Genomic DNA, 21,792 nt, shown 5'->3' with positions numbered 1-21,792 from the left:
TTTCGTATTTAAATGGTCGCTCCGATGCGCTCTCGAAAGTTCCTTCGCCCCGCTACAGCAGCAGTCCGGCGCCGAGGAAAGCGACGAGGTACGTCGCGGTCGCAGTCGGCAACGCGATCCCGACCCGATAGGCGACGAGCGTCCGATCGAACCCGCGTTCGAGCCCGGTCGCCAACGCTGTGAGCAGCGCCGCGAGGACCAACACGTACGCGCCGACGATCCGGCCGAGCACCGGAACCGAAAGCGCTCCGCCCTTCGCTCCCGGCGACGATTCGCCGCTCGCTCCGACCGGATCGCCACTCACACCGCCTGCACCGCCCGCACCGCCGCCGAGCACGTCCGCTCCGGCCGTCGCTCCCGCGCCGATTCCCCCGGCGTCGACCGCGTCGATACCGGTCGCGAGCGCGACGGTCGCCCCGCCCACGAGCGGCGCGAACACCGCCGCGGTGTTCGTTAGGGTCCCCGTCACGGTCGCGAGCTGTCGCCGCGCGTCGCTCTCGAGCTCGCGGAGGTCCTCCAGCTGGTCGGCGAGTTCGAGCAGCACGTCGCCCGCCGGTCGACCCTCCCGCGCGGCGACGGAGAGCAGTGCGACCGCGCCTCGTACCCGCGGTGACGGAACCGGAACCGCCGGACCGCCGCGGCCGAGGAACGCCTCCCGGACGCCGACTCGAAGCGTATCGCTCCGCCGTCCGGCGAGTTCGAACAGATCACCGGTGGCGCCGTCGAGCCGCTCGCCGGCGTTCGCGATCGCGGTCTCGACGGCGACCCCTTCGGCCACGTCGCCGCCGATCACCGTCATCGCGTCCGGAAGGGTGCGCTCGACGGCGCGGACGTTCGACAGTACCGCCCTGCGACGGCGGACGGCGACGAATAGCGCGACGCCGGCTCCGACTCCGATCCCGGCGACTGGCGCGGCCCATCCGGCGACGAACCGCGCCGCGACGACGGCGGCGACGGCTCCGGTTCCCACCCCAGCGACCGCGGCGTGGGCTCCTCTTTCCGGAACGTCCGGATGATCTCCGTCGATGCTCGGCGGCGCGAACGCGACCGGGCGACGGGAGAGCAGCCACGCCGACGCCGCGAGCAGTCCCGCCGGTAGCACGCCGAGGTACAGCGCCGCGACGAGGCCCGGGCCGATCGGAACGCCGGCCGCGGCAGCCGCCGGAAGGAGGGCAATGAGCGCGAGCGGGAGCAACACCCCGAACGCGTACAGCGCCGAGACGGGGCCGCGGACCTCGCCGACGAAGGCGGCGAGCCGGTCGGTCGTTCCGGCGATCGTCGCGTCGAGCGCGCGGTCCAGGCACCGCCCCCGCCGTTCGGGAGGCGCCGACGCGGCCGTGCGAACGAGCGCCGCCGCCCGGTCGATCGCCGGGAACCACGGCTGCCACTCGCGGGCGAACGCTCTGAGTCCGCTGGTCGGCCCGTCGGCGTTCGCTCGCTCGCGGCGCGCGAGGTCGTCGGCGAGCGGTCCGTCGCCGGTCCGCGCGGCGAACCGCACGGCGCGTTCCGTCGACGGGTCCAACCGCATCCGCAACACGAGCCGTCCGACGAGTCCGGGCGCGGCTCCGAGGGCCCTCGTCCGCCGGAGCGACGCGAGCCACACGGGTCCCCGATGGACGGCGTGCGTGGCGCCCAGACCGCCGGTCAGTCCGAACAGCAGCCCCGGAACCGGTCCGGAGACGAACGCGACGACGACGGCGCAGACCAGTCCGACACCCACCCCGGCTCGATACCCCGTTTCGATCACCTCCGCGCTCGTCGCGTCCCATCCGAGGAACGCGATAGCTCGACGGAGCTCCGCCGATCCCTCGTCGTCACCTACTGCACCGCGTCGTGGGCGCTCAGTCAGAGCGCCGTCCGGACCGGTCATCGCTCACCACCGCCGAACCTCTCGCTCGTGGCCAGCCGGTCCTCCTCGTTCCTCCCCGGTACGTCGACCGAAGTGTCGACGTACCGTTCCGGCGCGGTCCGCCCGGTCCTCGCCGCCTCACCGATCCGTTCGCCCCGGCGATCGATGGCATCTCGCACGGATGCGTACGATTCGCCGGTCTCCGAGAGCGACTCGACGATCCGACTCTCGCCGCGATCGATTCGGCCGGAGGAGACCAGTCCCGCTCCGGTTCGCTCGAACAGCGGCTCGAACGCGCATCCGTCATCGTGGCCGACGACCTCGGCGATCGTCTCGACGCGGTGGTCGTCGAGCACGACGATCAGGTCGGTCACGGCGAACGAGGAGGGTGAGACGCCGAGATCGGTGACGACCCGCTCCCGGACCGCGTCGGGATCTTCGCCGTGGATCGTCCCGAGGACCGCCTCGCCGGCCGCCCCGACGCGCATCGCCTCGTACAGCGCCGCGGCCTCCTCGCCGCGGACCTCCCCGACGACGATCGCGCCGCCGCCAAGCCGGAGCGCGGTCCGCACCGCCTCGCTCGGCGACGGCTCTGCGCCGTCGCCGACCCGGAGCCGCTGGGTGTCACGCCCGGCGGCGGTCACCGCGTCCACGGGCAGCTCCGGCGTGTCCTCGATCAGGATCGACCGGGTCTCGGCCGGCAGCTCCCAGAGGAGCGACCCGAGCGCCGTCGTTTTTCCCGCGCCGCGGCCGCCGGCGACCAGTCCGGTCACACCTCGCTCGACGGCCACCGAAAGGAGCCCGGCGGCCGCCGGCGTGATCGTCTTGACGTCCACGAGCCGCGCGAGGGTCCAGGCCTCCGGGTCACCGCGGCGGAACGTGAAGGAGAGACCGTCACTGGCGGGGTCCGTCGTCGCCGCGACCCGAACCCGACCGGCTTCGGTTTCGATCGTCGCGTCGAGCGTGGGACTCGCGCGGGAGAACCCCCGGCCGCTCGTTCGCCGGAGCCGGGACGCCAGCGTCGCCGCGCCCTCGGGTGGTAGCCTGACGTTCGTGCGACAGCGTTCCCCGTCGACGACGACCCGGAGCGGGTTCTCTGCGACGGGCGCCGACAGCGTCGCGTCGCTCACGCGGTCGTCGGCGAACACGTGTTCGAACGCGCCGTATCCGCGTGTGTGCCGTCGAAGCACGTCGACGAGCGTCGAGACCGGGTCGTCGGTCGTCGCGACCGCTCGGACCGCCCGCCCCGGCGCCCTGTCGCCCCCGGTCGGATCGTCGATCAGCCGGTCTTTGGCGGCGGCGAGTCGCTCGACGGCCCCGTCGTCGAGCCGCGAAGACGGCGGTGTGAGGTGGTACGTCCGCAGCGGCCCCACTCCGTCGTACAGCCGCACGGTCGCGCCGGTGTCGACCTCCCACTGGTCGACGAGCGCTGCATCCGGCGGCGGTGCAGACGCGACGCGCGTGGCCGCGATCGTCGGCCCGGCGTGCGCTCGCAACACGTCGCCGGTCTCCTCCGCGTCCGCGACGGTCTCGGCCAGTCCGGTCTCCGCGGCGATCCGCTTCGGCGGTCCCTCGCGACCGCTCGCCTCCCGCGCCGCCGTGATCGGTTCCCGAGTCACGCGCTCCGCGAGCCGCGTCTCGTGGAACTCGACCCGCTCGCGAAACCGTCCGGCGGCGATCAGGCACGCAGCGGCCCGCCCGGCGTAGGTCCGCTCTCGACCCGCGTGGCGCGTCCGGACCACGTCGGCGTCGCGCTCCGTCAGCGCCTCGACAACCGTCGCGAGACAGGCGGGGCTCGCGGCGAGGTCACCGCGCCCGGGACAGTCGGCGGCGTCCACCGCGAGGACCATGCGGTCGTCGACGCCGGTTCCGACCGGCTCTCTGAACGACGGGTCGCATCGACAGCCGTCCGCGTCCCCGTCGAGCCACGGGAGCGATCGCAGCGGCGCGCCGTCGCCCCCGAGCGACGACAGCGAGGGGAGATCGAAGCTCATGGCGGGCGTGGCCGCGGTATCAGTTATAAACCTTCATCCGACCCGCGCGATCTCGACGGTCGGGCCGGCGTCGTCGACGAGACGGAGGCCCAGACGGCTCTCGCCGCGCGTTCGGAGCGGGATCGGTCCGTCGACGACCTCGACGGTCGCGGTCGCCGCGTCCGGGACGATCGAGACGGTCCGGTCGCGACCGCCGCGGATCCGATACCGGAGCGCGGCGCCAGGCCCGTTTCTCGACCGCTCCGGTTCGACGATCGCGAGCCGGTCGATCCGCGCGGCCGTGAGGCCGCTCGGGGAACGAACGGTTATTGTCGTCCGGGCGGCGAGCGACGGGTCCGAGACGCTCCTCGAGCCGGATGAGAGCGCGCCGATCGCCCGCTCGATCCGGTCAGACTCGGTCCCGAGCCGCTCGTCGGTCGTACCGACGCGGGCGTCCTCCAGCGCCGGCATCGAGACCGAAAGGAGCGCGACGGCGACGAGGACCGTGAGGACGACGCGGATCACCCGCCCGTCCCCGCGGCGCGACGCGGATTACAAGGACTCACGGAGCCGATCCAGCGCGCCGGCGCGCCACGAGTCGTCCGCCTTCTCGTCGTCCGTTTCCGCGCGCCCACCCGCCGGCTCGGTCGCCGCTCCCGTTCCGTTTTTCCGGCGTTCTGCCGCCGGAACGGCGGCGTCGAGGGCGGCCTCGCTCGGAACGCCGCCGTCGAGCACACCGTCGTCGGCCGCGTCGCGGTCCGCGATTTCCCCTCCGTCTCCGGCCGTTTGTCGGCCGTCTTCGGTAGCCTGTCGACCGTCTCTGGCCGTCTGCCGAGCGCCTTCGCTCGCCCTGGCGAGCGCGAGGTCGGCGCGGCGCTCGACCGCTTGGTTCACGGACCGGATCGATCCGACGTATCCCCTGATCGCCTGCGTCGCCGCCTCCAGCTCCTCGACGCGCGCTTCGAGGTCGTCGAGCCGCGTCGACAGCTCCTCCCGCTCCGCGCTGGCGGCCGCCTCGTCGCCGATGTCGGCGACGGCATCGTCGGTCCCGGTGAGCGCCCGTTCGACCGCACGGAGCCGCTCTTCGACCCGGTCACCGTTCGGTCCGGCGCTCGGACCGGTGTTCGGGTCTCCGGTCGGTGATTCGACCGGGCCGGTGGCGGTCGAACGCGCCGCCTTCGATCGCGTCGAGCCGGCCGTCCCGGCCGTCCCGGCCGGCGTACGGTCGGCTCGCTCGAACGAGGGAGGCTGTCCCGGACGCCCGTCACCCGTGGTCTCCGCTGGCTCTCCGCCGTCGCCGACCGGCCGGTCGCGGTCGTGAGTGTCGTCGGTCACGCCGCCGACTGGCCGCGGTTCCGTATTTAAATATGGGGGAAAAGGTATTACCCCGGGATCGGTTAGCTTACGATCATGAAAGCGGTCCTCCTCGGCGTCGGACAGGCGGGCGGGAAGCTCGCGACCGCGCTCGCCGAGTTCGACGCCGACGCCGGCTACGGCGCGGTGCTCGACGCGCTCGCGGTGAACACCGCGTCGGCCGACCTAGAGCCCCTCCCGCTCGACACGGTCCTCGTCGGTCAGTCTCGGGTGAACGGACACGGTGTCGGCGGCGACAACGAGCTCGGCGCCGAGGTGATGCAGGAGGACGCCGTCGAGGTGCTGGACGCGCTCGCGCCGAAGGTGACCGCAGACGCGGAGGCGCTGTTCGTGGTCGCGGGGCTCGGCGGCGGCACCGGATCGGGCGGCGCGCCGGTGCTCGTCCGCGAGCTGAGCCGCGTGTATGACGTGCCGGTGTACGCGCTCGGCGTCCTCCCCGGCCGCGACGAGGGGGCGATGTATCAGGTGAACGCCGGCCGGTCGCTGAAGACGCTCGTCCGCGAGGCGGACGCGACGATCCTGCTCGACAACGACGCGTGGCGCTCCTCGGGCGAGTCGGTCGAGGGAGGCTACGCCGCGATCAACGCCTCGATGGCCAAGCGCGTCGGGCTCCTGCTCGCGGCCGGCGAGTCGGTCGAGGGCGTCGCGGAGTCGGTCGTCGACACGAGCGAGGTGATCAACACGCTGCGCGCCGGCGGGATGGCCGCGGTCGGGTTCGCGTCCGCGCCCGCCGCCGAAGACGCCGAAGAGAACATCACGACCGTGATGAGCGCGGTCCGGAGCGCGGTGATGACGGGGATGTCGCTCCCGAACGCGACCGACGCGGACGCCGCCCTCGTCGCCATCGCGGGCGATCCCGACCGGATCTCTCGGAAGGGCGCGGAGAAGGCGCGCAAGTGGCTCCAGGAGGAGACCGGATCGATGCAAGTGCGCGGCGGCGACTTCCCGCTGGACTCCGACCGGGTGGCCGCGTTGGTCCTCCTCGGTGGCGTCGAGCGCTCGCGCCGCGTCGAGGAGTTCCTCGAACGCGCGCGACAGGCAATTCGGGACGAGCCGGAGGAACAGCCCGACCCCGCCGACGCGTTCCGGAACGACGAGCTCGACGACTTGCTGTAGTCTCCGCGGGCGAGTCCGCGCACTGGCGAGACAGCTTCCGCACCTTTTTGGTTCCGCCCGGTGGAGTCGCTTCCGATGAACAACCCGTGGGACGACTGGGACCACGTGCTGAAGGTCGACCCGGACAAGGAGCTGTACGGGGACGACACCTTCGAGGACGTCTGCCGGACCGGGACCGACGCGATCGAGATCGGGGGGACCCTCGACGTCACCGCGGAGAAGATGAGCCGCGTCGTCGACGCTGCCGCCGAGTACGACGTGCCGCTCTATCAGGAGCCGTCGAACCCGGGCGTCGTCATCGACTCGCCCGCCCTCGACGGCTACCTGATCCCGACCGTGTTCAACGCCGGCGGCCCGTTTTGGATCACCGGCGCGCACAAGGAGTGGGTCCGCATCGACGACCTCGACTGGGGCCGGACGCACACCGAGGCGTACATCGTGATGAATCCCGAGGCGTCGGTCGCCCAGCTGACCGAGGCCGACTGCGACCTCAGCGCGGACGACGTGGAGGCCTACGCGAAGGTGGCCGAGCGCATGTTCGGCCAGGAGATCGTCTACGTCGAGTACTCGGGCACCTTTGGCGACACGGAGAAGGTCGCGGCCGCCCACGACGCGCTCGACGAGGCCACCCTCTTCTACGGCGGGGGGATCCACGGCTACGAGTCGGCCAACGAGATGGCCGCCCACAGCGACGTGATCGTCGTCGGCGACCTGCTCCACGACGAGGGCGTCGACGCGGTCCGCGAGACGGTGAAGGGCGCGAAGGACGCGCACGACGACTGAGCGCTTTTTTATTGGGTTTACTCGCTTACGGAGAATCGAGGAGAAAGCCTCGCGCTTCAGCGCGGGGATGAATCCGACAGTTCTCTACACTAAACACGAACTCCTGTCCGGATGTTTTAAGTAAGCAGTTGTCCTACTGAAAGCTAGCCGAGGCGGTCTATCCGCCCGCCTAATCGGACAATATCGGGATTCCCGATCACACACAGAAAGCACCCTTTCTGTTGTAGTGTTCGGGTACAGTAAGAAGTACCTCCGAATCCCATGGCGGGATAGGAGTAACGGCTGATTGACACAGCCAGTAGCCGTCATCAAGGCAGCTACAAACCGTAACCATCCCAACCCAGCGGTGCGGTGCCGTGGGAATCTTCGCCCTTCAGGGCGGAGAGGATGTCAATTCATCTGACTCGTTCGCGATCGACTCAGGACAGGAGACAAATAACCCGCTAGAGGTGGATCGGTGATGTGGCCGGCGCGTGCCTGTGAGCGTCCAGCGGGCGCGAACAGCACCGCGCGAGGGAGTCGGTGGTCCGGAGCGAAGCGGAGGACCACCGACGAGGCTGGGGAGGTGTGAGGTGCGGTTGCCGTGCGGTGCGGGACTCAAAGGGGCAGCCGCGAGGGCGACGGCGCGCGACGCAAGGACCGCAGGCGCGAACGGAGTGAGCGCCGAGGACCGCAGCGAGCGCACCGAGCTCTCGCGGCTGGGGCTTTGGTGGTGTTCTCCGTCGATCCGAATTTGGCTATTTATAAGTGAGTGACTGGAAATTTGGTGGTGTTCACCACCGATATCGGTCGATTATTTATAAAAGAGTGACTGGGCTTTGGCGGTGTTCTTGGTCGATTCGTCGGCGACTGTTTATGAGCGAGCGGCCGTAATTTAAAACGGTATTCGTCGTCTCGTCTCCGGAGTCACAACGCCGAAAACCAAGCACTTCGATTCGACGCCTCGCCGCAACAGCCCTCAGGCGTACCCGTCGATCATGTTCTCGACGTACTTCGCGATCACGTCCACTTCGAGGTGGACCGGGTCCCCGACCGCCTTCTCCGAGAGGGTCGTCAGCTCGTAGGTCGTCGGGATGATCGCGACGTCGAACTCCTCGCCTCGCTTCTCGGCGACCGTCAGCGAGATGCCGTCGAGCGTCACCGACCCCTTGTCGACGAGGTAGTCCTCGTGGCCCTCGGGGATCGAGAAGGTGAACCGCCAGTCCTCGCCGACGCGCTCTATCGCCGTCACCTCGGTGACGGTGTCGACGTGGCCCTGCACGACGTGGCCGTCGAACCGCCCGTCGGCGGGCATCGCGCGCTCGACGTTGACCGGATCTCCCTCGCGGATGTCGCCGAGGTACGTCTTCGCGACGGTCTCGCTCGCGAGGAACACCTCGAACCAGTCCTCGGCGTCGTCATCGTCGTACTCCTCGACCGTGAGACAGACGCCGCTGACGCTGATCGACTGGCCGTGGTGGAGGTCGTCGAACCCGTCGACGGCGATCCGCAGCCGGAGTCCGTCCTCGGTCTCGGTCCGCTCGCGGACGGTCCCGGTGTCCTCGACGATGCCGGTGAACATACCGGAACTGGGCGCGCGCGACACATATCGGTTCGGTGTTCGGGCGGGGTTTCGACCGATCGCGCTGGGGCGTCGCCGTCGCGTCGTCGCGGCCGCCCCGCGTCGTCGCCGTCGCCTCGTTGCTGCCGAATCGCTGCCGCGCCCCTTTTGAACGCCGGGCGCCAACCCGAGTCCGATGAATCTCGGGCTGATGGATATGATCGGACTGGCGGCGTCGCTCGTGTTCGCGCTGCCGCTCGCGAACTACGCCGTCATCCGGCTGGTCGCCGGCGAGGTCGCGCTCGGCGCCGGACTGCTCGTCGTCGCCATCGCGATGGTCGTGCTCCCGCAGTACTTCCTCGATCCGGGGCGGATCCTCCGCGGGCTTATTTCGGGGCTCCTCCCTCGGCAGCTCCGAGGAGAGGACGACGCTGCCGTCGGTTCCGAAGAAGATTCGATCGAGAAATAACCTGGTTCGGCCTCGTCACTCTCGCTGCCGGACAGCGAGTGCGGCGATGAGAACCGCGAGCCCACCGGCGACGATTCCGAACCCGGGCGTCTCGACGTTGAGAACGCCGTCGCTCTCCTCGACGCCGACCTCCTCGTCGACGACGAGCACCTCGCGGTCGACCGGCTCGTCAAGGGCTTCGTTCCCGCGGACGGTCAGCGTCGCGCGGTCCCCGTGGGTCGCCCGGCTCAGATCGAAGGCCGCGCTCGCCGACCCGTCCTCGACGGTCGCTTCTTCCGTCATGAGGAAGGCCGGACTCGCGTCCCCGATTGAGCGGATCCGGAGAGTCACCTCCTCGCCGTCGTCGAGTTCCACCGGAACGCGTACTTCGGTCTCTGCCGGCTCGACGACGAGGTCGGCGTCTTCGACGTCGGCCTCGGTGACGGTGGCGGGCTCGACCGATCCCTCGTCTGCACCGCTTCCGTCGGTCGCGTCGCCGTCGCTCCCGGTATCGTCGTCATCTCCGTCCTCGACGACCAGAGTACTGACGTCGGTCGGTTCGCCGCCGCCGACGAACAGCCCCACGTCGTAGTCGCCGGGGGCGACCGTGTCGTCGAGGGACGTCTCGTAGTCGATCTTGATCGCGCCGTCGCCCTGGGCGGTCACCGTTTTGCCGTCCCCGCCGGCCTCCGAGTGGTCGAAGACGAGTGACGTGACCCCGTCCGCTGCCGGCGTCACCGTCGCGCGGAACTCATATCCGACCTCATCCTCGTCGCCGACGGTGACCTCGAACGCGTCGATTGAGTTGCTCTCGACGACGATCACGGCGGTTCCGTTCTCGTTCACCTTGCTGAGTCCCGTGTCGAACTCGGCGCTCCCGTGGGCGGCGACGGTACCGGTTCCGACGAGAGCGATCCCGGAGACCGAGACGCCGAGGACCGCCGTCGCGGCCACGAGGAGCGCGGCGGCGGCCGGGTGTCTCTTCGTTACGATAGGTCCGATCGGTTCGCGCTCGTCGCTATCGCCGACCGCAGTGGAGGGATCGGATCGCATGCAGATCGGCCTTCGGCGGCCGCTCAAAAATGCCCCTCGGTAGCGCAAAGAGCGGTCGTAGCTATCTGCCGGTCACTCGCGCTCTCGCGGCACGATCCCGAACGAGTACTCCGCGAGTAGCTCGCACCCGTCCTCGGTGACGACGACGACGTCCTCCAGCCGGACGCCGCCCACGTCCGGGTCGTAGACGCCGGGCTCGACCGCGACGACGTGGCCCGGCCGCAGTTCCGTTCCGCTCGACAGCGACGGCGACTCGTGGAGGCTCACGCCCACGCCGTGACCGGTGTCGTGGGTGAACCCCGCCTCCCCCTCCCCCGCGTTCGGGTCGAACCCGTACGCGCCGAGCTCGGCGGCCGCCTCGCCGTGGACGCTCGCGGCGGTCGCGCCCGGCTCGATCTCGCCGAGCGCGACCTCGCGGGCCGACTCGACCGCGAGGTACGCCCGCCGCTCCCAGCCGCCGTCGCCGTCGACGACGAACGTCCGAGCCAGGTCGCCGCGGTAGCCGTCGGGGCCGCGCGGGGAGACGTCGATCAGCACCGTTTCGCCCGGCCGTATCGGGTCGTCGCCGACGAAGTGGAGGTCCGCGGCGGACGGGCCGGCACCGATCGCGGTGTCGCCGGCGTCGCGGACGCCGCGAGCGGCGAGGACCGCGTTCACCTCGCGGCGGAGCCGCTCGGTCGTCAGGGGGGCGCCCTCCCAGCGCAGGGGCGGCCTGCGGCGGTCCTCGGTTCGGGCTTCTCCCACGCTCTCGTCGGCCGAATCGCCGACCTCGCTCTCGGCCAACACGGTCTCGGCGCGCGCCATCCCCGCGGTCGCCGCGCGCTGGACGCTGCGCAGTCGGTCGAGCTCGGCGTCGGTCTTCCGCGCCCGAGCGGTCGCGACCGCATCGGTCGACGCGAGCGCGTTCCCGGCGCGTTCGAGGTACACCGCCGCGTCGTGCGGGATCGACGGGGGAACGAGGAGGGTGCGGTCGCCGTCGGATTCGGTCTCCGGTCCGTCGTCGCCGGCGCCGATCAGGTCACGCACGAGTCCCGCGGCGCGCTCGCCCGCGTGGTCGCCGACGCGCTCGGTGCGCACCTCGCGGGCGACGCCGTCGTGGAACCTGTCGGCGCGACCGTCGCTGCCTCGCTCGCGCGCGCTCGCGACGAACTCCCGTTCGGCCTGTTCGCGGAACAGCGAGGGGGCACAGCAGACGGCGCGGTCCGCGGCGCCGTCGACCGGAACGACCACCAGCGCGGACGGTCGGTCCGGTCCGGCGAAGCGCGTGAGATACCGGAGGTCGTCGTCGAACCGGTCGCCGACCGCGACGAAGGCGTCGGCGTCAGCGTCCGCGACCGCGTCGACGATCGGTGTGAGGTCGGTACGCAGCGGGGAACGGTCGCGCGACTCGGCGGCGTCGCTCCCGCCGCTCACGGCTCGGGTTCGGGAACGGCCAGCTCCGCCTGCACCTCCTCGATGAGCTCCTGTGCGGGCTCGTCGCGGAGCTCGTTGAAGAGCAGGACGCTGATCGGGAGCGTCGGCGCCCCGCTGATGAGGCTCTCCATGATCACGAGCCGCTCGCGGGCGCGGGACATCCCGACGTAGAACACGCGGCGCTCGTTGTCGGTGAGGACGGGGACCGGGCTCGTGGTCTTCGTGAACTCCTCGACGCCGTCCACGTCGGTCGGGTCGTCGATGGAGGCGGCCATCTGCTCGACCACCTTCTCGGTGAGGTCGGTCGCGACGAACACGTGGTCGGCCTCGCGGCCCTTCGCGGAGTGGATGGTGCCGACGCGGACGCGGGTCGGGTCCATCCCCTCGTAGTCGCCGTCGAAGTACGCGCCCATCGACTTCCGCTGGAAGCTCGTCACCTTCCGGACCATGTCGTCGGCGCTCGAGCTGTCCGGCATAAAGGGGATGAACTCGTCGAGCTCGTCGGGTATCACCTCGATCTGGGCGATGTCGTCGGCGTCGGCCGCCTCCTCGCGGTCGTCGAGGAAGTCGTAGAACTCGTCGCGGTCGTGGGTGCCGAACGCCGAGTCCTGCAGCATGTCGGCGAGCCGCCGGGCCTCGAGCCCGTTCACGGGATCGCCCGCGTCGGACTTCTCGATGGCGCTGACGTAGTCCCGCACCCGGTCCGTCCACATCCGGCCGTCGGTCAGCATCGTGAACGGGATCCCGTGGTCGATGAACTCGTCGATAAAGTCGAACATCTGGTAGCGCGCGCGGAACAGACACATCACGCTGCCTTCGTCGTCGTCGACGGTGTACCGGACGTTCCGCACCAGTTCGAGCATCGACGGCGACTCGATCGCCTCGACGGTGCCGCCCTCCTTGCGCGGGTGGAGGTCCTTCTCCTGTCGCTTGTCGATGTGGCGGATCTCGGCGTTGACGACGTTGAGGATCTCGGAGGGGAGCCGGTAGGAGTTCGGGAGGACCACGTCCTCGTCGACCTCGGTGTCGAGGAGGAGGTCGGGGTCGGCGCCCTGCCACGCGTAGACGACCTGGTCGTCGTCGCCGGCGATGAGCACCTTCCGCATGTGCGGGCGCCACTCCTCGAAGACGTTGTACTGCAGCGTCGTGATGTCCTGGAACTCGTCGATGATCAGGTAGTCGACGTTCGGGACGAGCGAGCGCTGCGCGACGCGTTCGAGCATGTCCGCGAAGCCGACGAGGTCGTGGTCGCCCTTGTAGCCGCGCCACGCGCGGATCGTCTCGGGGATGTCGATCCGTTCGTCGTCGGAGGGCCACGTCGGGGTGTACTTGTTCCCCTCCTGGGCGTTGGGGTCCTCCTCGGGCGGAAGCCGGACCTCCTCGACGTTCCACTGGAAGGGCACGTCGTACCAGTCGGCCACGTCGCGCTCGGTGCGCTGGAGCCACTGCGAGGTGGCGATGATCTTGTTGCCGATCGTCGTCGACCGCGCGGTCCGGCGGCCGGCGCCGCCGTGCTGGTCCTCGAACTCGACGCCGTACTCCTCGCAGAACGCCTCCTTGTCGTCCTCGCCGACCACGTCGCCGCGCGACAGGTCGAGCAGCTCGTACGCTTTCGCGTGCATGGTACAGACGTTCCCCTGGAGGCTTCGCGGGGAGATGTCGAGGCGCTCGGCGAGTCGCTCGCGGATCTCGGCGGCGGCCGCCCGCGTGTACGAGACGACGAGCACGTCGCGAACGTCGGCGTCCCCGTCGTCGAGGATCCCCTCGACGCGGTCCAGGAGCGCCGTGGTCTTCCCGCTGCCCGGACCGCCGAACAGTCGCGTCACCGTGGGATCGGTCATTGTCTACTCCTGTTCCCCACTCTTCTTAAACGCGGTGGCTCGGGCCGTCCCCGAGCGAACGCCGCGTCGGGGCGTTTCCGTCTCCGCAGTCGGGTCGTCGACATGGTCACTGTCGGGTTGGCGCCGCGCTCAGTTGCTTCTCGTCGCCCGCGCTTCGCGCACGTCGGCGCCGTCGCGGACGAGGTCCTCGCAGGCGGGGCAGACGCGGGGACGATCGACCTCGTTCGGCGTGAACACCCGAACGTAGTCGGTCGTGACGAACGAACCGCAGTTCTGGCAGGTCGGCATGATCGCAACTATCGATTGATACCACATAATACTGCCGCCGACTCCGGTCGAAAGAAAACCGCTCATCCGCCGTACGACGCCGTCGGGTTAGGTCGGGCGCCAGTCGCAGACGTCACACCGCGCGGTTCCCTCGGGGTGTAGCGCACCGCACTCCGGACACTGGAGCTTGTTATACGATCGCTCCCAGCGTACGATCTCCGTCTCGTGGCCGCGGTCGGACAGGAACTCGTCGAACACGTCGTCGTCCGCGCTGGGTGCACTACTAGACATGCGTGCTAGTGAATGCCACGCGAGTATAAATATCTTGTTGTGACTCTCTCACCCTGCGAAAACGACAACGAACGATCGGGTTTCACCGATCGAACTGTCCGAACCGATCCGAGACCACCCGCCTCTGTCGACGCCCCTTTCTCCGCCGGACGTGTGGGGTCCGGCATGCCGACCGTCAGCGAGACCTACATCGAGAACCGCCAGCGGGTCCAGCCGACCCACACCAACAACTACGAGTCGGCCCACGGGGGCAACGTCGTCAAGTGGATGGACGAGATCGGCGCGATGTCGGCGATGCGCGCCGCCGGCGAGACCTGCGTCACGGCCAAGATCAACGGGCTCGACTTCAAGCGACCGGTGCCGCAGGGCGACACCTGCATCGTCGAGTCGTACGTGTACGCGGTCGGGCGAACCAGCCTCCGCACGCGGATCCGCGCGTACCGCGAGTCGCCGCGAACGGGCGAGCGCGAGCTGACGACGGAGTCGTACTTCGTCTTCGTCGCTGTCGACGCCGACGGGAAGCCGACGCCGGTTCCTGAGCTGACGGTGGAGGGAGACCGCTGCCGCGAGCTCCGCGACGCCGCGCTCGCGGCCGAACCGGACGAGGGCCGGTGACGCGGGGGCTCAGTAGTCCCCCAGGACACCGAGCCGGCGCGCCCGCCGCGTCGCGTAGTGGAAGACGAGGTAGCCGCCGAACAGGTAGCCGACGGCGACGGCGACGAGCAGCGCCAGGTCGGCGAGCGGGAACTCCCAGAGTCGGACCCCGTCGACCATCGCGCGCTGGAGCATGGCGCTGCCGTGCGCAAGCGGGAGGACGCGCGTCCACGGCAGGTCGAAGACGGGCGCCGAGATCAGCGCGACGAAGCCGAACTGCAGCAGGTTCAGCCAGTTGCCGATCCGCTTGTAGAGGACCGTGACCCCGCCCGCGGCGAATCCCAGTCCGAGCACCGAGGTGATCGCGAGCCCCGCGACGGCGACCACCGTCACCGGCGCGAGGCTGAGCCGCGTCCCCGTGACGAGGAGCATCACCGCGAGGATGACCGCGCTCGTGAGGAACGTCCGGACCACCTTGGCGACGCCCTTCAACAGCGCGACCGGCGCGAAGCCGAAGGGAGTGGTGATGTGTCGCTCCAAGGTCCCCCACTGCACCTCGCTGCCGATATCGTTCGACACCGACGAGTACGCGCCCACCGACAGCGTCCACAGGAAGTAGCCGACGACGATCCCCTCGATCGAGTCCGTCAGGGCCTGTCCCGCGAGGAGTCGCCCGCCGAAGAACAGCGCGGCGAAGAAGAACAGCGAGACCACGATCCCCCCGATCGCGTTGGCCGGATACCGCACGAAGATCAGGTACTCGCGGTAGAGCACCGCCCGCGCCAGGTGGTAGTAGGTGGCCGGTCGTGGCTCGTCTTCGGCGGGGTGGTCGCCGTCGCGGCGGCGCTCGCCGTCTCTCTCCCCGCGCTCGGCGGCGCTCACCGCGACTCGCCCCCGGGAGCGGTGCCGGTGCGGTCGAGGAACACGTCCTCCAGGTCGGGCTGAAGCGTCCGGACCGCAGCGGGCGTGACGCCGGCCTCACGCAGCGCGTCCGTCAGGTCGTACAGCCGGTCGCCCCCGGCCACGACCTCCACGGCGGGCGGGCGCGCGTCGGGGTCGAAGCCGACGACCTCGAACCGCTCTCGGAGCCCCGCGACGACCGCGTCGTCGAGGTCCGGGCTCGCCACGCGGACGACGTCGCGGTCGGCCCCGCCGAGCAGCGCCTCGACGGTGTCGTCCGCGACGATCCGCCCGTTCGCCATCATCACGACGCGGTCGCACACCGCCTCGATCGTCGTCATGTCGTGGCTGCTGACGACGATCGTGAGCCCCTCCTCGGCCGCGAGCCGGCGCAGCTCCGCCCGGAGCGTCCGCGCGCTCTCGACGTCGAGCCCGAGCGTCGGCTCGTCGAGGAAGACCAGCTCCGCGCCGCCCGCGAGCACGCTCGCCAGCGACACCTTCTGTTTCATGCCGCGCGAGAGGTCTCGGACCGGCGTGTCCGCCTTGTCGGCGAGGTCGAGTCGGTCGAGCAGCCGGTCGTGGCGGCTCGCCACCGAGTCCGGGTCGACGCCGCTGATCGTCGCGAAGTACCGGAGGTTCTCGCGGACCGTGAGCCGCCAGTAGTCATTTCGCGCGCCCTCCAACATCGCGTCCACGTCGGCGTACGCGGCCCGTCTCCCGTCGCCCACGTCCGTCCCGAACACCCGGACTGACCCCGCGTCGGGGAGAACGATCCCCAGCGCGCACTTGATGAGCGTCGTCTTGCCGGCGCCGTTCGGCCCGAGCAGCCCGACGACCGACCCCCGATCGACGGTCAGGGTCACGTCGTCGACCGCGAGCACCGACTCGTCGCCGTCGCCGAATCGCTTCGAGACGCCGTCGATCTCCAGGGCCGCCGGAGGCGACTCGGCCGGATCGGCGCGCCGCGATCCGTCGCGCTCGGAGGCATCGTGCTCTGAGGCGTCGTGCTCGGAATTGTCGCGCTCGGAAGCGTCGCGCTCGCGGGGACCGCCGCGTTCGCTCGCCGCACTGCGTGCCATTGGGGTCGATACGTGCCGAGCCCGGATATATCCGCGTCCGGCAGTCCCCCACGGACGCGTCCCTCGACCGGTTCGCCGCGGACGGTGCTGGCGGCAGAAGAGTGCTCATATCAAAAAGACAGATAATAAAGAAATCGGTAACCGTAATTTTCGCGACGCGAGCGGGGGTGAACCGCCCGCTTCCAGTGGTCCGAAAACTCATCTTTTATAATTAATGAATGTGATGTACCTCGCGTCGTATGTGGGTGGTAAATTGTCACATGAGTCGTCGACGGAATCGAGTGAATGAGAGCGGCCGAGGAGGGAATCCATGACGACCGGAATCGACGTCGCCGTGGCCGCGATCCCTCTGCTTCTCGCGGGGATCCTGCTGGTCGGGTTCCTCTGGCCGGCGACGCGCGCCATGCCGGTGGCGTGGGTCGCGGCCCTGGCGGTCGGGTACTTCGCGTGGAACATGCCGGCGAACTGGTTGTTCGCGGCGTCCGGCGTCGGAGTGCTGACCGCGATCGAGATCCTGTGGATCGTCTTCGGCGCGCTCGTACTCCTGTACACCCTGATGGAGGCCGGCGCGTTCGACCGGATCAACCGCGGGTTCGCGACGGTCAGCGACGACCGGCGCGTGCAGATCGTGTTGATCGCCTTCTTCATGGCGACGTTCATCGAGGGCGCTGCCGGCTTCGGGACGCCCGCGGCGGTCGTCGCGCCGCTCCTGTTGGGTCTCGGCTTCCCGGCGCTCGCGGCGGTCGTCGCCGGGATCATCGGACACATCATCGCCGTCACGTACGGCGCGGTGGGGACGCCGATCGTGGTCGGGATCCAGAGTCCGATGGAGAGCGTCGAGTTCACCCGCACCGCGATCGAGGAGGGCGGGATGACCGTCCGCGAGTTCTCGGTCGAGGTGGCGGCGTGGGCGGCGACGTATCACGCCTTGGTCGGATTCGTGATGCCGCTGTTCGCGGTCGGGATGGTCGTCTACTTCTTCGGCGACCCGGACGACCGCTCGCTGGCGCCGGCCTGGGAGGTCGCGCCGCTGTGTCTGGTCTCGGGGATCGCCTTCGCGGTCCCCTACTGGATCTCGGCGTGGTTCCTCACGGCGGAGTTCCCGTCGCTCATCGGGTCGATGGTCGGCGGTGCGATCGTCTTGAGCATCCTGCGCGCGGGATACCTCCTGCCCGACGACGAGTGGGAGTTCCCGGAGCGGGAGCGGTGGGCCGACCACTGGGTCGGCTCGATCGAGCCGGGACAGTCGAACGGCGGCGGCGCCGACAGCCCCGAGGCCGAGGCGGCCGACCTCAGCGGCGGCGAGGACATGTCGCTGCTGAAGGCGTGGTCGCCGTACGTCCTGCTCGTGGTCCTGCTGGTCGTGACGCGCGCAGTCGATCCGATCTCGAATTTCATCAACCGGGACAGCTTCGTCGTCACCGTCGACCAGATATTCGGGACCAGCCTCGGCGGGGCCGTCGCGTGGATGAACGTGCCGGGCTTCTGGCTGCTCGTGAGCGCCGTGCTCGCGATCCCGATCTTCGGTATGTCCGGTCAGGAAGTCGGTGACGCCTGGAAGGAGGCCGCTCGGAAGATCGTCTCGCCGTTCATCGCTTTGGTGTTCGTCATCGCGATGGTGCAGGTGATGCTCCAGTCCGGCGCGCATCCGGGCGCGCCCGAGGTCGGCAGCATGATCGTCCTGCTCGCGCAGACGACCGCCGACATCCTCGGTCCCGCCTACCCGGCGTTCGCGTCGCTCATCGGCGCGCTCGGCGCCGCGATGGCCGGGTCGAACACCGTCTCGAACATCACGTTCGGCGCGTTCCAGTTCGAGGCGGCGACGCAGCTCGGGCTCCCGCGGACGATCATCGTCGGCGCGCAGGCCGTCGGCGGCGCCATCGGGAACCTCGTCGCGATCCACAACCTCGTCGCCGCGCTGGCGACGGTCGGCCTCCTCGGGCAGGAGGGGCGGGTGATGCGGCTGAACATGATCCCGCTGCTGTACTACGCGACGGGCGTCGGGCTGCTGTGTCTGCTCTTCAGCTACGTGCTGTTCCCCAACGTGTTCTGAACGCGGGACCAGTGCGGCGGTGCGGCTCTTTTATTTATAAAAGCGATCGCGAGCAGCGGCATCCCGGACCGACGAGAGTACGGAATCAAAAAGCGGTGCGGTCGGCGAGCGGCCTCAGTCGCCGGCCGGCGACGGGCTCGTCGCGCCGGCGGCGCCCGCGTCGGCGACGGCGTCGGGGGCCGGACCGGTCACCGCCTCGGCGACCTTCTCGATCGGGTGTGGCGGGTTCTCGGCGTCGGCGTCGCGGTCGCCGAGCTGCGAGCGGCAGGAGGCGCCCGGAGCGGTCACCGTCTCGCCGTCGCTCTCGTCGACCTGGTCGAAGAGGATCCGGCCGATGGCCTTCGAGAGGTCGTAGTGCTCCGACTCGTAGCCGAACGAGCCCGCCATCCCGCAGCAGGAGGAGTCGAGCGGGTCCACGTCGTAGCCGGCGCGGCGGAGCACGCCGACCGCGTGGTGGTCCTTGTTCGTCGCCTTCTGGTTGCAGTGGCCGTGGTAGGTGAGCGACTCGCTCGGCGCGTCGAACGCCAACCGCTCGTCGACGCGGCCGGCGTCGAGGTACTCCAGGACGCCGTACGCGGCGGCCGAGACGGCCTCGACCGCCTCGCCGTCGAGCAGGTCGAGGTACTCGTCCTGGAACATCACCGCGTCCGAGGGCTCGACGAAGACGACCGACTGCCCGTCGCGGACGCGGGGCGCGAGCGCAGCGACGTTGGCCTCGGCGCGCTCGCGGGCCTCGTCGAGGAAGCCGGTCGAGAACGCCGCGCGGCCCGACGCAGCGAGGTCGTCCGGCACCTCCACGCGGACGCCCGCCGCCTCCAGCACTTCGACCGCGGCCTTGCCCGCGGCCGGGTAGCTGTAGTTGGTGTACGTGTCGGGGAACAGCGCGACCGTGTCGACCGCCTCGCCGGGGTCGACGGTCGAGCCGCCGCGAGACGCGAACCACTCCTCGAAGCTCTCGGAGCGGAACGTCGGCAGCTCCCGGTCCGGGGCGATCCCCGCGACCGCGTCCATCACGGCGCGGGCGCCGGGGATCTTCGTCGCCGCGTTCGACACCGGCGCGAGCGCGCTCCCGAGCGCCGAGAAGCGGTCGATGTCGCGGAAGATCCGCTCGCGGAAGCCGGACCCCTCCTTCTCGTGGTGATCGTGTTTCACCTCGGCCTTGAGCTTCGCGAGGTCGACGCCGGTCGGACAGTCACTCTTACAGCCTTTACAGCCGACGCAGAGCCCGAGCACCTCCTCCTGGAACCGGTCGGAGTGGATCTCGTCCTCGTCGAGCTCCCCGCTGATGGCCGCCCGGAGCATGTTCGCGCGGCCGCGGGTGGCCTGGATCTCCTCCTCGGAGGCGCGGTAGGTCGGGCACATCACGCCGGAGTCGGTCTCCCGGCAGGTGCCGCAGCCGTTACACAGCTCGACGAGGTGCGAGAAGCCGCCCTCGTCGGAGAAGTCGAGCTCGGTCTGCGGCTCGATCGATTGGTACGTGGGGCCGTACCTGAGGTTTTCACGCATGTCGGTGTCGGCGGCGCTGTCGGGGTAGCCCCGCTCGGCGGCGGTGTCGCCGTCGACGTACACCACCTTCCCGGGGTTCATCCGCCACTCGGGGTCGAACGTCGACTTGAGCTCCTGGAACGCGCTCCAGAGGGCCTCGCCGTACATCTTCGGGTTGAACTCGGTGCGCGCGAGGCCGTCGCCGTGCTCCCCGGAGAAGGCGCCGTGGTGTTCCAAGACGAGGTCGGTGACGTCCTCGGAGATGGAGTGCATCTTCTCGACGCCCTCCTCCTCCTTCAGCGAGAGGATGGGGCGGATGTGGAGGGTGCCGGACCCGGCGTGCGCGAAGTACGCCGCCGAGGTGTCGTGGTCGGTGAGCACGTCCTCGAACTGCCCGACGTACTCCGCGAGCTCCTCCGGCGGCACCGTCGCGTCCTCGATGAACGGGTACGGCTTCGGGTCGCCCTGCATGCTCATCAGCAGGGGGATGGCCGCCTTCCGGAGCTTCCAGAGGTCCTCCTGGTCCTCGTCGGTGTACGCTTCCAACACGTCGAAGGCGTCGCCCTCGTCGACGAAGTGCGCGTTCGTGTCGGCGATCGCCGCCTCGAAGTCGTCGACGAGCTCGGAGTCCCACTCCAGCATGAGCGCCGCGGTGGCTCGGTCCGGGATCGGCTCGGCGTACTGCGCGAACTCCTGTGAGCCCGCGGCGAGCGAGAACACCTCGTCGTCCATCAGCTCGACCGCGCTCACCGGGAACTCCAGCGCCTCGGGGACCGCCTTCATCGCGTCGACCAGCGAGTCGAAGGTGTACAGCGCGAGCGCCGTCTCCTCGGGACGGGTGACGAGCGACACCTCGGCCTCGACGATCGTGCCGAGCGTCCCCTCGGCGCCGACGAACAGCTTCGAGAGGTTGATCACCTCCTCGCCCGCGTCGTTCTCGTAGATCACCTTGTGGAGGTTGTACCCGGAGACGGAGCGCTTGAGGTTCGGGTACTTCTCGTCGATCGCTTCCCGGTTGTCCTCGACGAGCGCGCGGGTGGTCTCGTACAGCGCGGCCTCCCGGTCGTCGCCGTCGACGATCGCCTCGTACTCCGGCGAGTCGAGGACGACCTCGCGGGTCTCGATGAGCGACCCGTCCGCGAGCACGACCGTCAGCTCCTCGGTGTACGCGTCGGTGATCCCGTACCGCACCGAGTGCGCGCCGGTGGAGTTGTTGCCGATGCCGCCGACGACGGTCGCGCGCGCCGAGGAGGCCGGGTCGGGCGCGAACTTCAGCCCGTCCTCGGCCAGCCGGTCGTCGAGGTGGTCCTGGACGACCCCGGGCTGGACCACGGCCCGGCGGTCGTCGGGGCGGACCTCCACGATATCGTCCATGTGCGTCGAGAAGTCGAGGACGACACAGCCCGGGCCGACGGTCTGCCCGCCCAGCGAGGAGCCGGCGCCTCGCGGGATGACGGGGACCTCGTGGTCGGCCGCGACCCGCATCGTCGCCTGCACGTCCTCGACCGAGCGCGGCGTCACGACGCCGGCCGGCCGCGCCTGATAGATGCTGCCGTCGGTCGCGTACAGCACCTGCGCGTACTCGTCGAACTGGACCTCGCCGGCGACGCGCTCGCGGAGGTCCTCCGCGAGCGCCCGATAGGCGGGCACGTCCGGTCGGTCGTGGCCGAGCGCGGCCGCCGACGTGTCCAAGTCGGGCGTGTTCCCTCCCCGCGTGGGCTCGCTTGCCATGC

At 69.9% G+C, this 21,792-nt stretch carries 18 protein-coding genes; 5 read left to right on the top strand and 13 right to left on the bottom strand.

Translation table 11 applies throughout. The features are described 5' to 3' along the window. Window positions 1–52: 52 nt before the first annotated feature. The 4 genes from C469_RS07635 to C469_RS07620 are packed head-to-tail and all read right to left on the bottom strand — an operon-like array spanning window position 53 to window position 5,157. Complete coding sequence (locus C469_RS07635; protein ID WP_049911138.1) at window positions 53–1,870, bottom strand: hypothetical protein; 1,818 nt, start codon at window positions 1,868–1,870, stop codon at window positions 53–55. Then, window positions 1,867–3,843, bottom strand: coding sequence for an ATPase, T2SS/T4P/T4SS family (locus tag C469_RS07630; RefSeq protein ID WP_008005345.1), 1,977 nt, complete (start codon window positions 3,841–3,843; stop codon window positions 1,867–1,869). Before C469_RS07630 ends, C469_RS07635 begins: the two co-directional genes overlap by 4 nt. A gap of 33 nt (window positions 3,844–3,876) precedes the next feature. Then, window positions 3,877–4,347, bottom strand: a complete 471-nt coding sequence (locus C469_RS07625; RefSeq protein WP_008005344.1) for a DUF7311 family protein — start codon at window positions 4,345–4,347, stop codon at window positions 3,877–3,879. 27 nt (window positions 4,348–4,374) lie between these two features. Continuing rightward, window positions 4,375–5,157: a DUF7310 family coiled-coil domain-containing protein gene (locus C469_RS07620; RefSeq protein WP_008005343.1), complete on the bottom strand. Its 783-nt coding sequence runs from the start codon at window positions 5,155–5,157 to the stop codon at window positions 4,375–4,377. 75 nt (window positions 5,158–5,232) lie between these two features. On the opposite strand from C469_RS07620, the gene C469_RS07615 reads away from it, so the two are divergent. Together C469_RS07615 and C469_RS07610 are read left to right on the top strand one after the other, a co-directional pair. After that, a complete protein-coding gene (locus C469_RS07615; RefSeq protein ID WP_008005342.1) occupies window positions 5,233–6,312 on the top strand; it encodes a tubulin/FtsZ family protein in 1,080 nt (359 codons plus the stop codon). Window positions 6,313–6,387: 75 nt separating this feature from the next. Continuing rightward, a complete protein-coding gene (locus C469_RS07610; protein ID WP_008005341.1) occupies window positions 6,388–7,095 on the top strand; it encodes a phosphoglycerol geranylgeranyltransferase in 708 nt (235 codons plus the stop codon). Window positions 7,096–8,053: 958 nt separating this feature from the next. Here C469_RS07610 and C469_RS07605 read toward each other — a convergent pair. After that, on the bottom strand, window positions 8,054–8,656 hold the full coding sequence (locus C469_RS07605; RefSeq protein ID WP_008005340.1) for a riboflavin synthase: 603 nt from the start codon (window positions 8,654–8,656) through the stop codon (window positions 8,054–8,056). 175 nt (window positions 8,657–8,831) lie between these two features. Here C469_RS07605 and C469_RS07600 point away from each other — a divergent pair, with 175 nt between their 5' ends. Continuing rightward, the gene (locus C469_RS07600; protein ID WP_008005339.1) at window positions 8,832–9,104 is read left to right on the top strand and encodes a DUF7533 family protein; all 273 of its coding nucleotides are present in this window, start codon (window positions 8,832–8,834) and stop codon (window positions 9,102–9,104) included. A gap of 15 nt (window positions 9,105–9,119) precedes the next feature. Here C469_RS07600 and C469_RS07595 read toward each other — a convergent pair whose 3' ends face one another. From C469_RS07595 to C469_RS07580, 5 genes are all read right to left on the bottom strand, one after another. Then, complete coding sequence (locus tag C469_RS07595; protein ID WP_008005338.1) at window positions 9,120–10,136, bottom strand: BGTF surface domain-containing protein; 1,017 nt, start codon at window positions 10,134–10,136, stop codon at window positions 9,120–9,122. 72 nt (window positions 10,137–10,208) lie between these two features. Then, window positions 10,209–11,549 (bottom strand): M24 family metallopeptidase, encoded by a 1,341-nt coding sequence (locus tag C469_RS07590; RefSeq protein ID WP_008005337.1) that lies wholly within the window; start codon window positions 11,547–11,549, stop codon window positions 10,209–10,211. After that, a complete protein-coding gene (locus tag C469_RS07585; RefSeq protein WP_008005336.1) occupies window positions 11,546–13,390 on the bottom strand; it encodes a UvrD-helicase domain-containing protein in 1,845 nt (614 codons plus the stop codon). The genes C469_RS07590 and C469_RS07585 overlap by 4 nt, the downstream gene beginning before the upstream one ends. Before the next feature lie 129 nt (window positions 13,391–13,519). Beyond that, window positions 13,520–13,678: a DUF7563 family protein gene (locus tag C469_RS17175; RefSeq protein ID WP_008002314.1), complete on the bottom strand. Its 159-nt coding sequence runs from the start codon at window positions 13,676–13,678 to the stop codon at window positions 13,520–13,522. A gap of 87 nt (window positions 13,679–13,765) precedes the next feature. After that, window positions 13,766–13,948 (bottom strand): HVO_0416 family zinc finger protein, encoded by a 183-nt coding sequence (locus C469_RS07580; RefSeq protein ID WP_049911135.1) that lies wholly within the window; start codon window positions 13,946–13,948, stop codon window positions 13,766–13,768. Between the two features lie 165 nt (window positions 13,949–14,113). Here C469_RS07580 and C469_RS07575 point away from each other — a divergent pair, with 165 nt between their 5' ends. Continuing rightward, window positions 14,114–14,563, top strand: a complete 450-nt coding sequence (locus C469_RS07575) for an acyl-CoA thioesterase (protein ID WP_008005324.1) — start codon at window positions 14,114–14,116, stop codon at window positions 14,561–14,563. Window positions 14,564–14,572: 9 nt separating this feature from the next. Here the strand turns inward: C469_RS07575 and C469_RS07570 are convergent, their stop codons facing one another. Both C469_RS07570 and C469_RS07565 read right to left on the bottom strand, forming a co-directional pair. Continuing rightward, window positions 14,573–15,424, bottom strand: a complete 852-nt coding sequence (locus C469_RS07570) for an ABC transporter permease (RefSeq protein ID WP_008005322.1) — start codon at window positions 15,422–15,424, stop codon at window positions 14,573–14,575. Then, window positions 15,421–16,521: an ABC transporter ATP-binding protein gene (locus tag C469_RS07565; protein WP_008005320.1), complete on the bottom strand. Its 1,101-nt coding sequence runs from the start codon at window positions 16,519–16,521 to the stop codon at window positions 15,421–15,423. Before C469_RS07565 ends, C469_RS07570 begins: the two co-directional genes overlap by 4 nt. A gap of 310 nt (window positions 16,522–16,831) precedes the next feature. Here C469_RS07565 and C469_RS07560 point away from each other — a divergent pair, with 310 nt between their 5' ends. After that, complete coding sequence (locus tag C469_RS07560; protein WP_008005318.1) at window positions 16,832–18,574, top strand: L-lactate permease; 1,743 nt, start codon at window positions 16,832–16,834, stop codon at window positions 18,572–18,574. A gap of 114 nt (window positions 18,575–18,688) precedes the next feature. Here the strand turns inward: C469_RS07560 and C469_RS07555 are convergent, their stop codons facing one another. After that, on the bottom strand, window positions 18,689–21,790 hold the full coding sequence (locus C469_RS07555) for an FAD-binding and (Fe-S)-binding domain-containing protein (RefSeq protein WP_049911133.1): 3,102 nt from the start codon (window positions 21,788–21,790) through the stop codon (window positions 18,689–18,691). Window positions 21,791–21,792 lie beyond the last annotated feature (2 nt).

The sequence above is a fragment of the Halorubrum lipolyticum DSM 21995 genome (assembly GCF_000337375.1).
Classification (GTDB): domain Archaea; phylum Halobacteriota; class Halobacteria; order Halobacteriales; family Haloferacaceae; genus Halorubrum; species Halorubrum lipolyticum.
The sequence above is the reverse complement of the archived record's forward strand: the minus strand, read 5'-3'. Positions and strand labels throughout refer to the sequence as shown.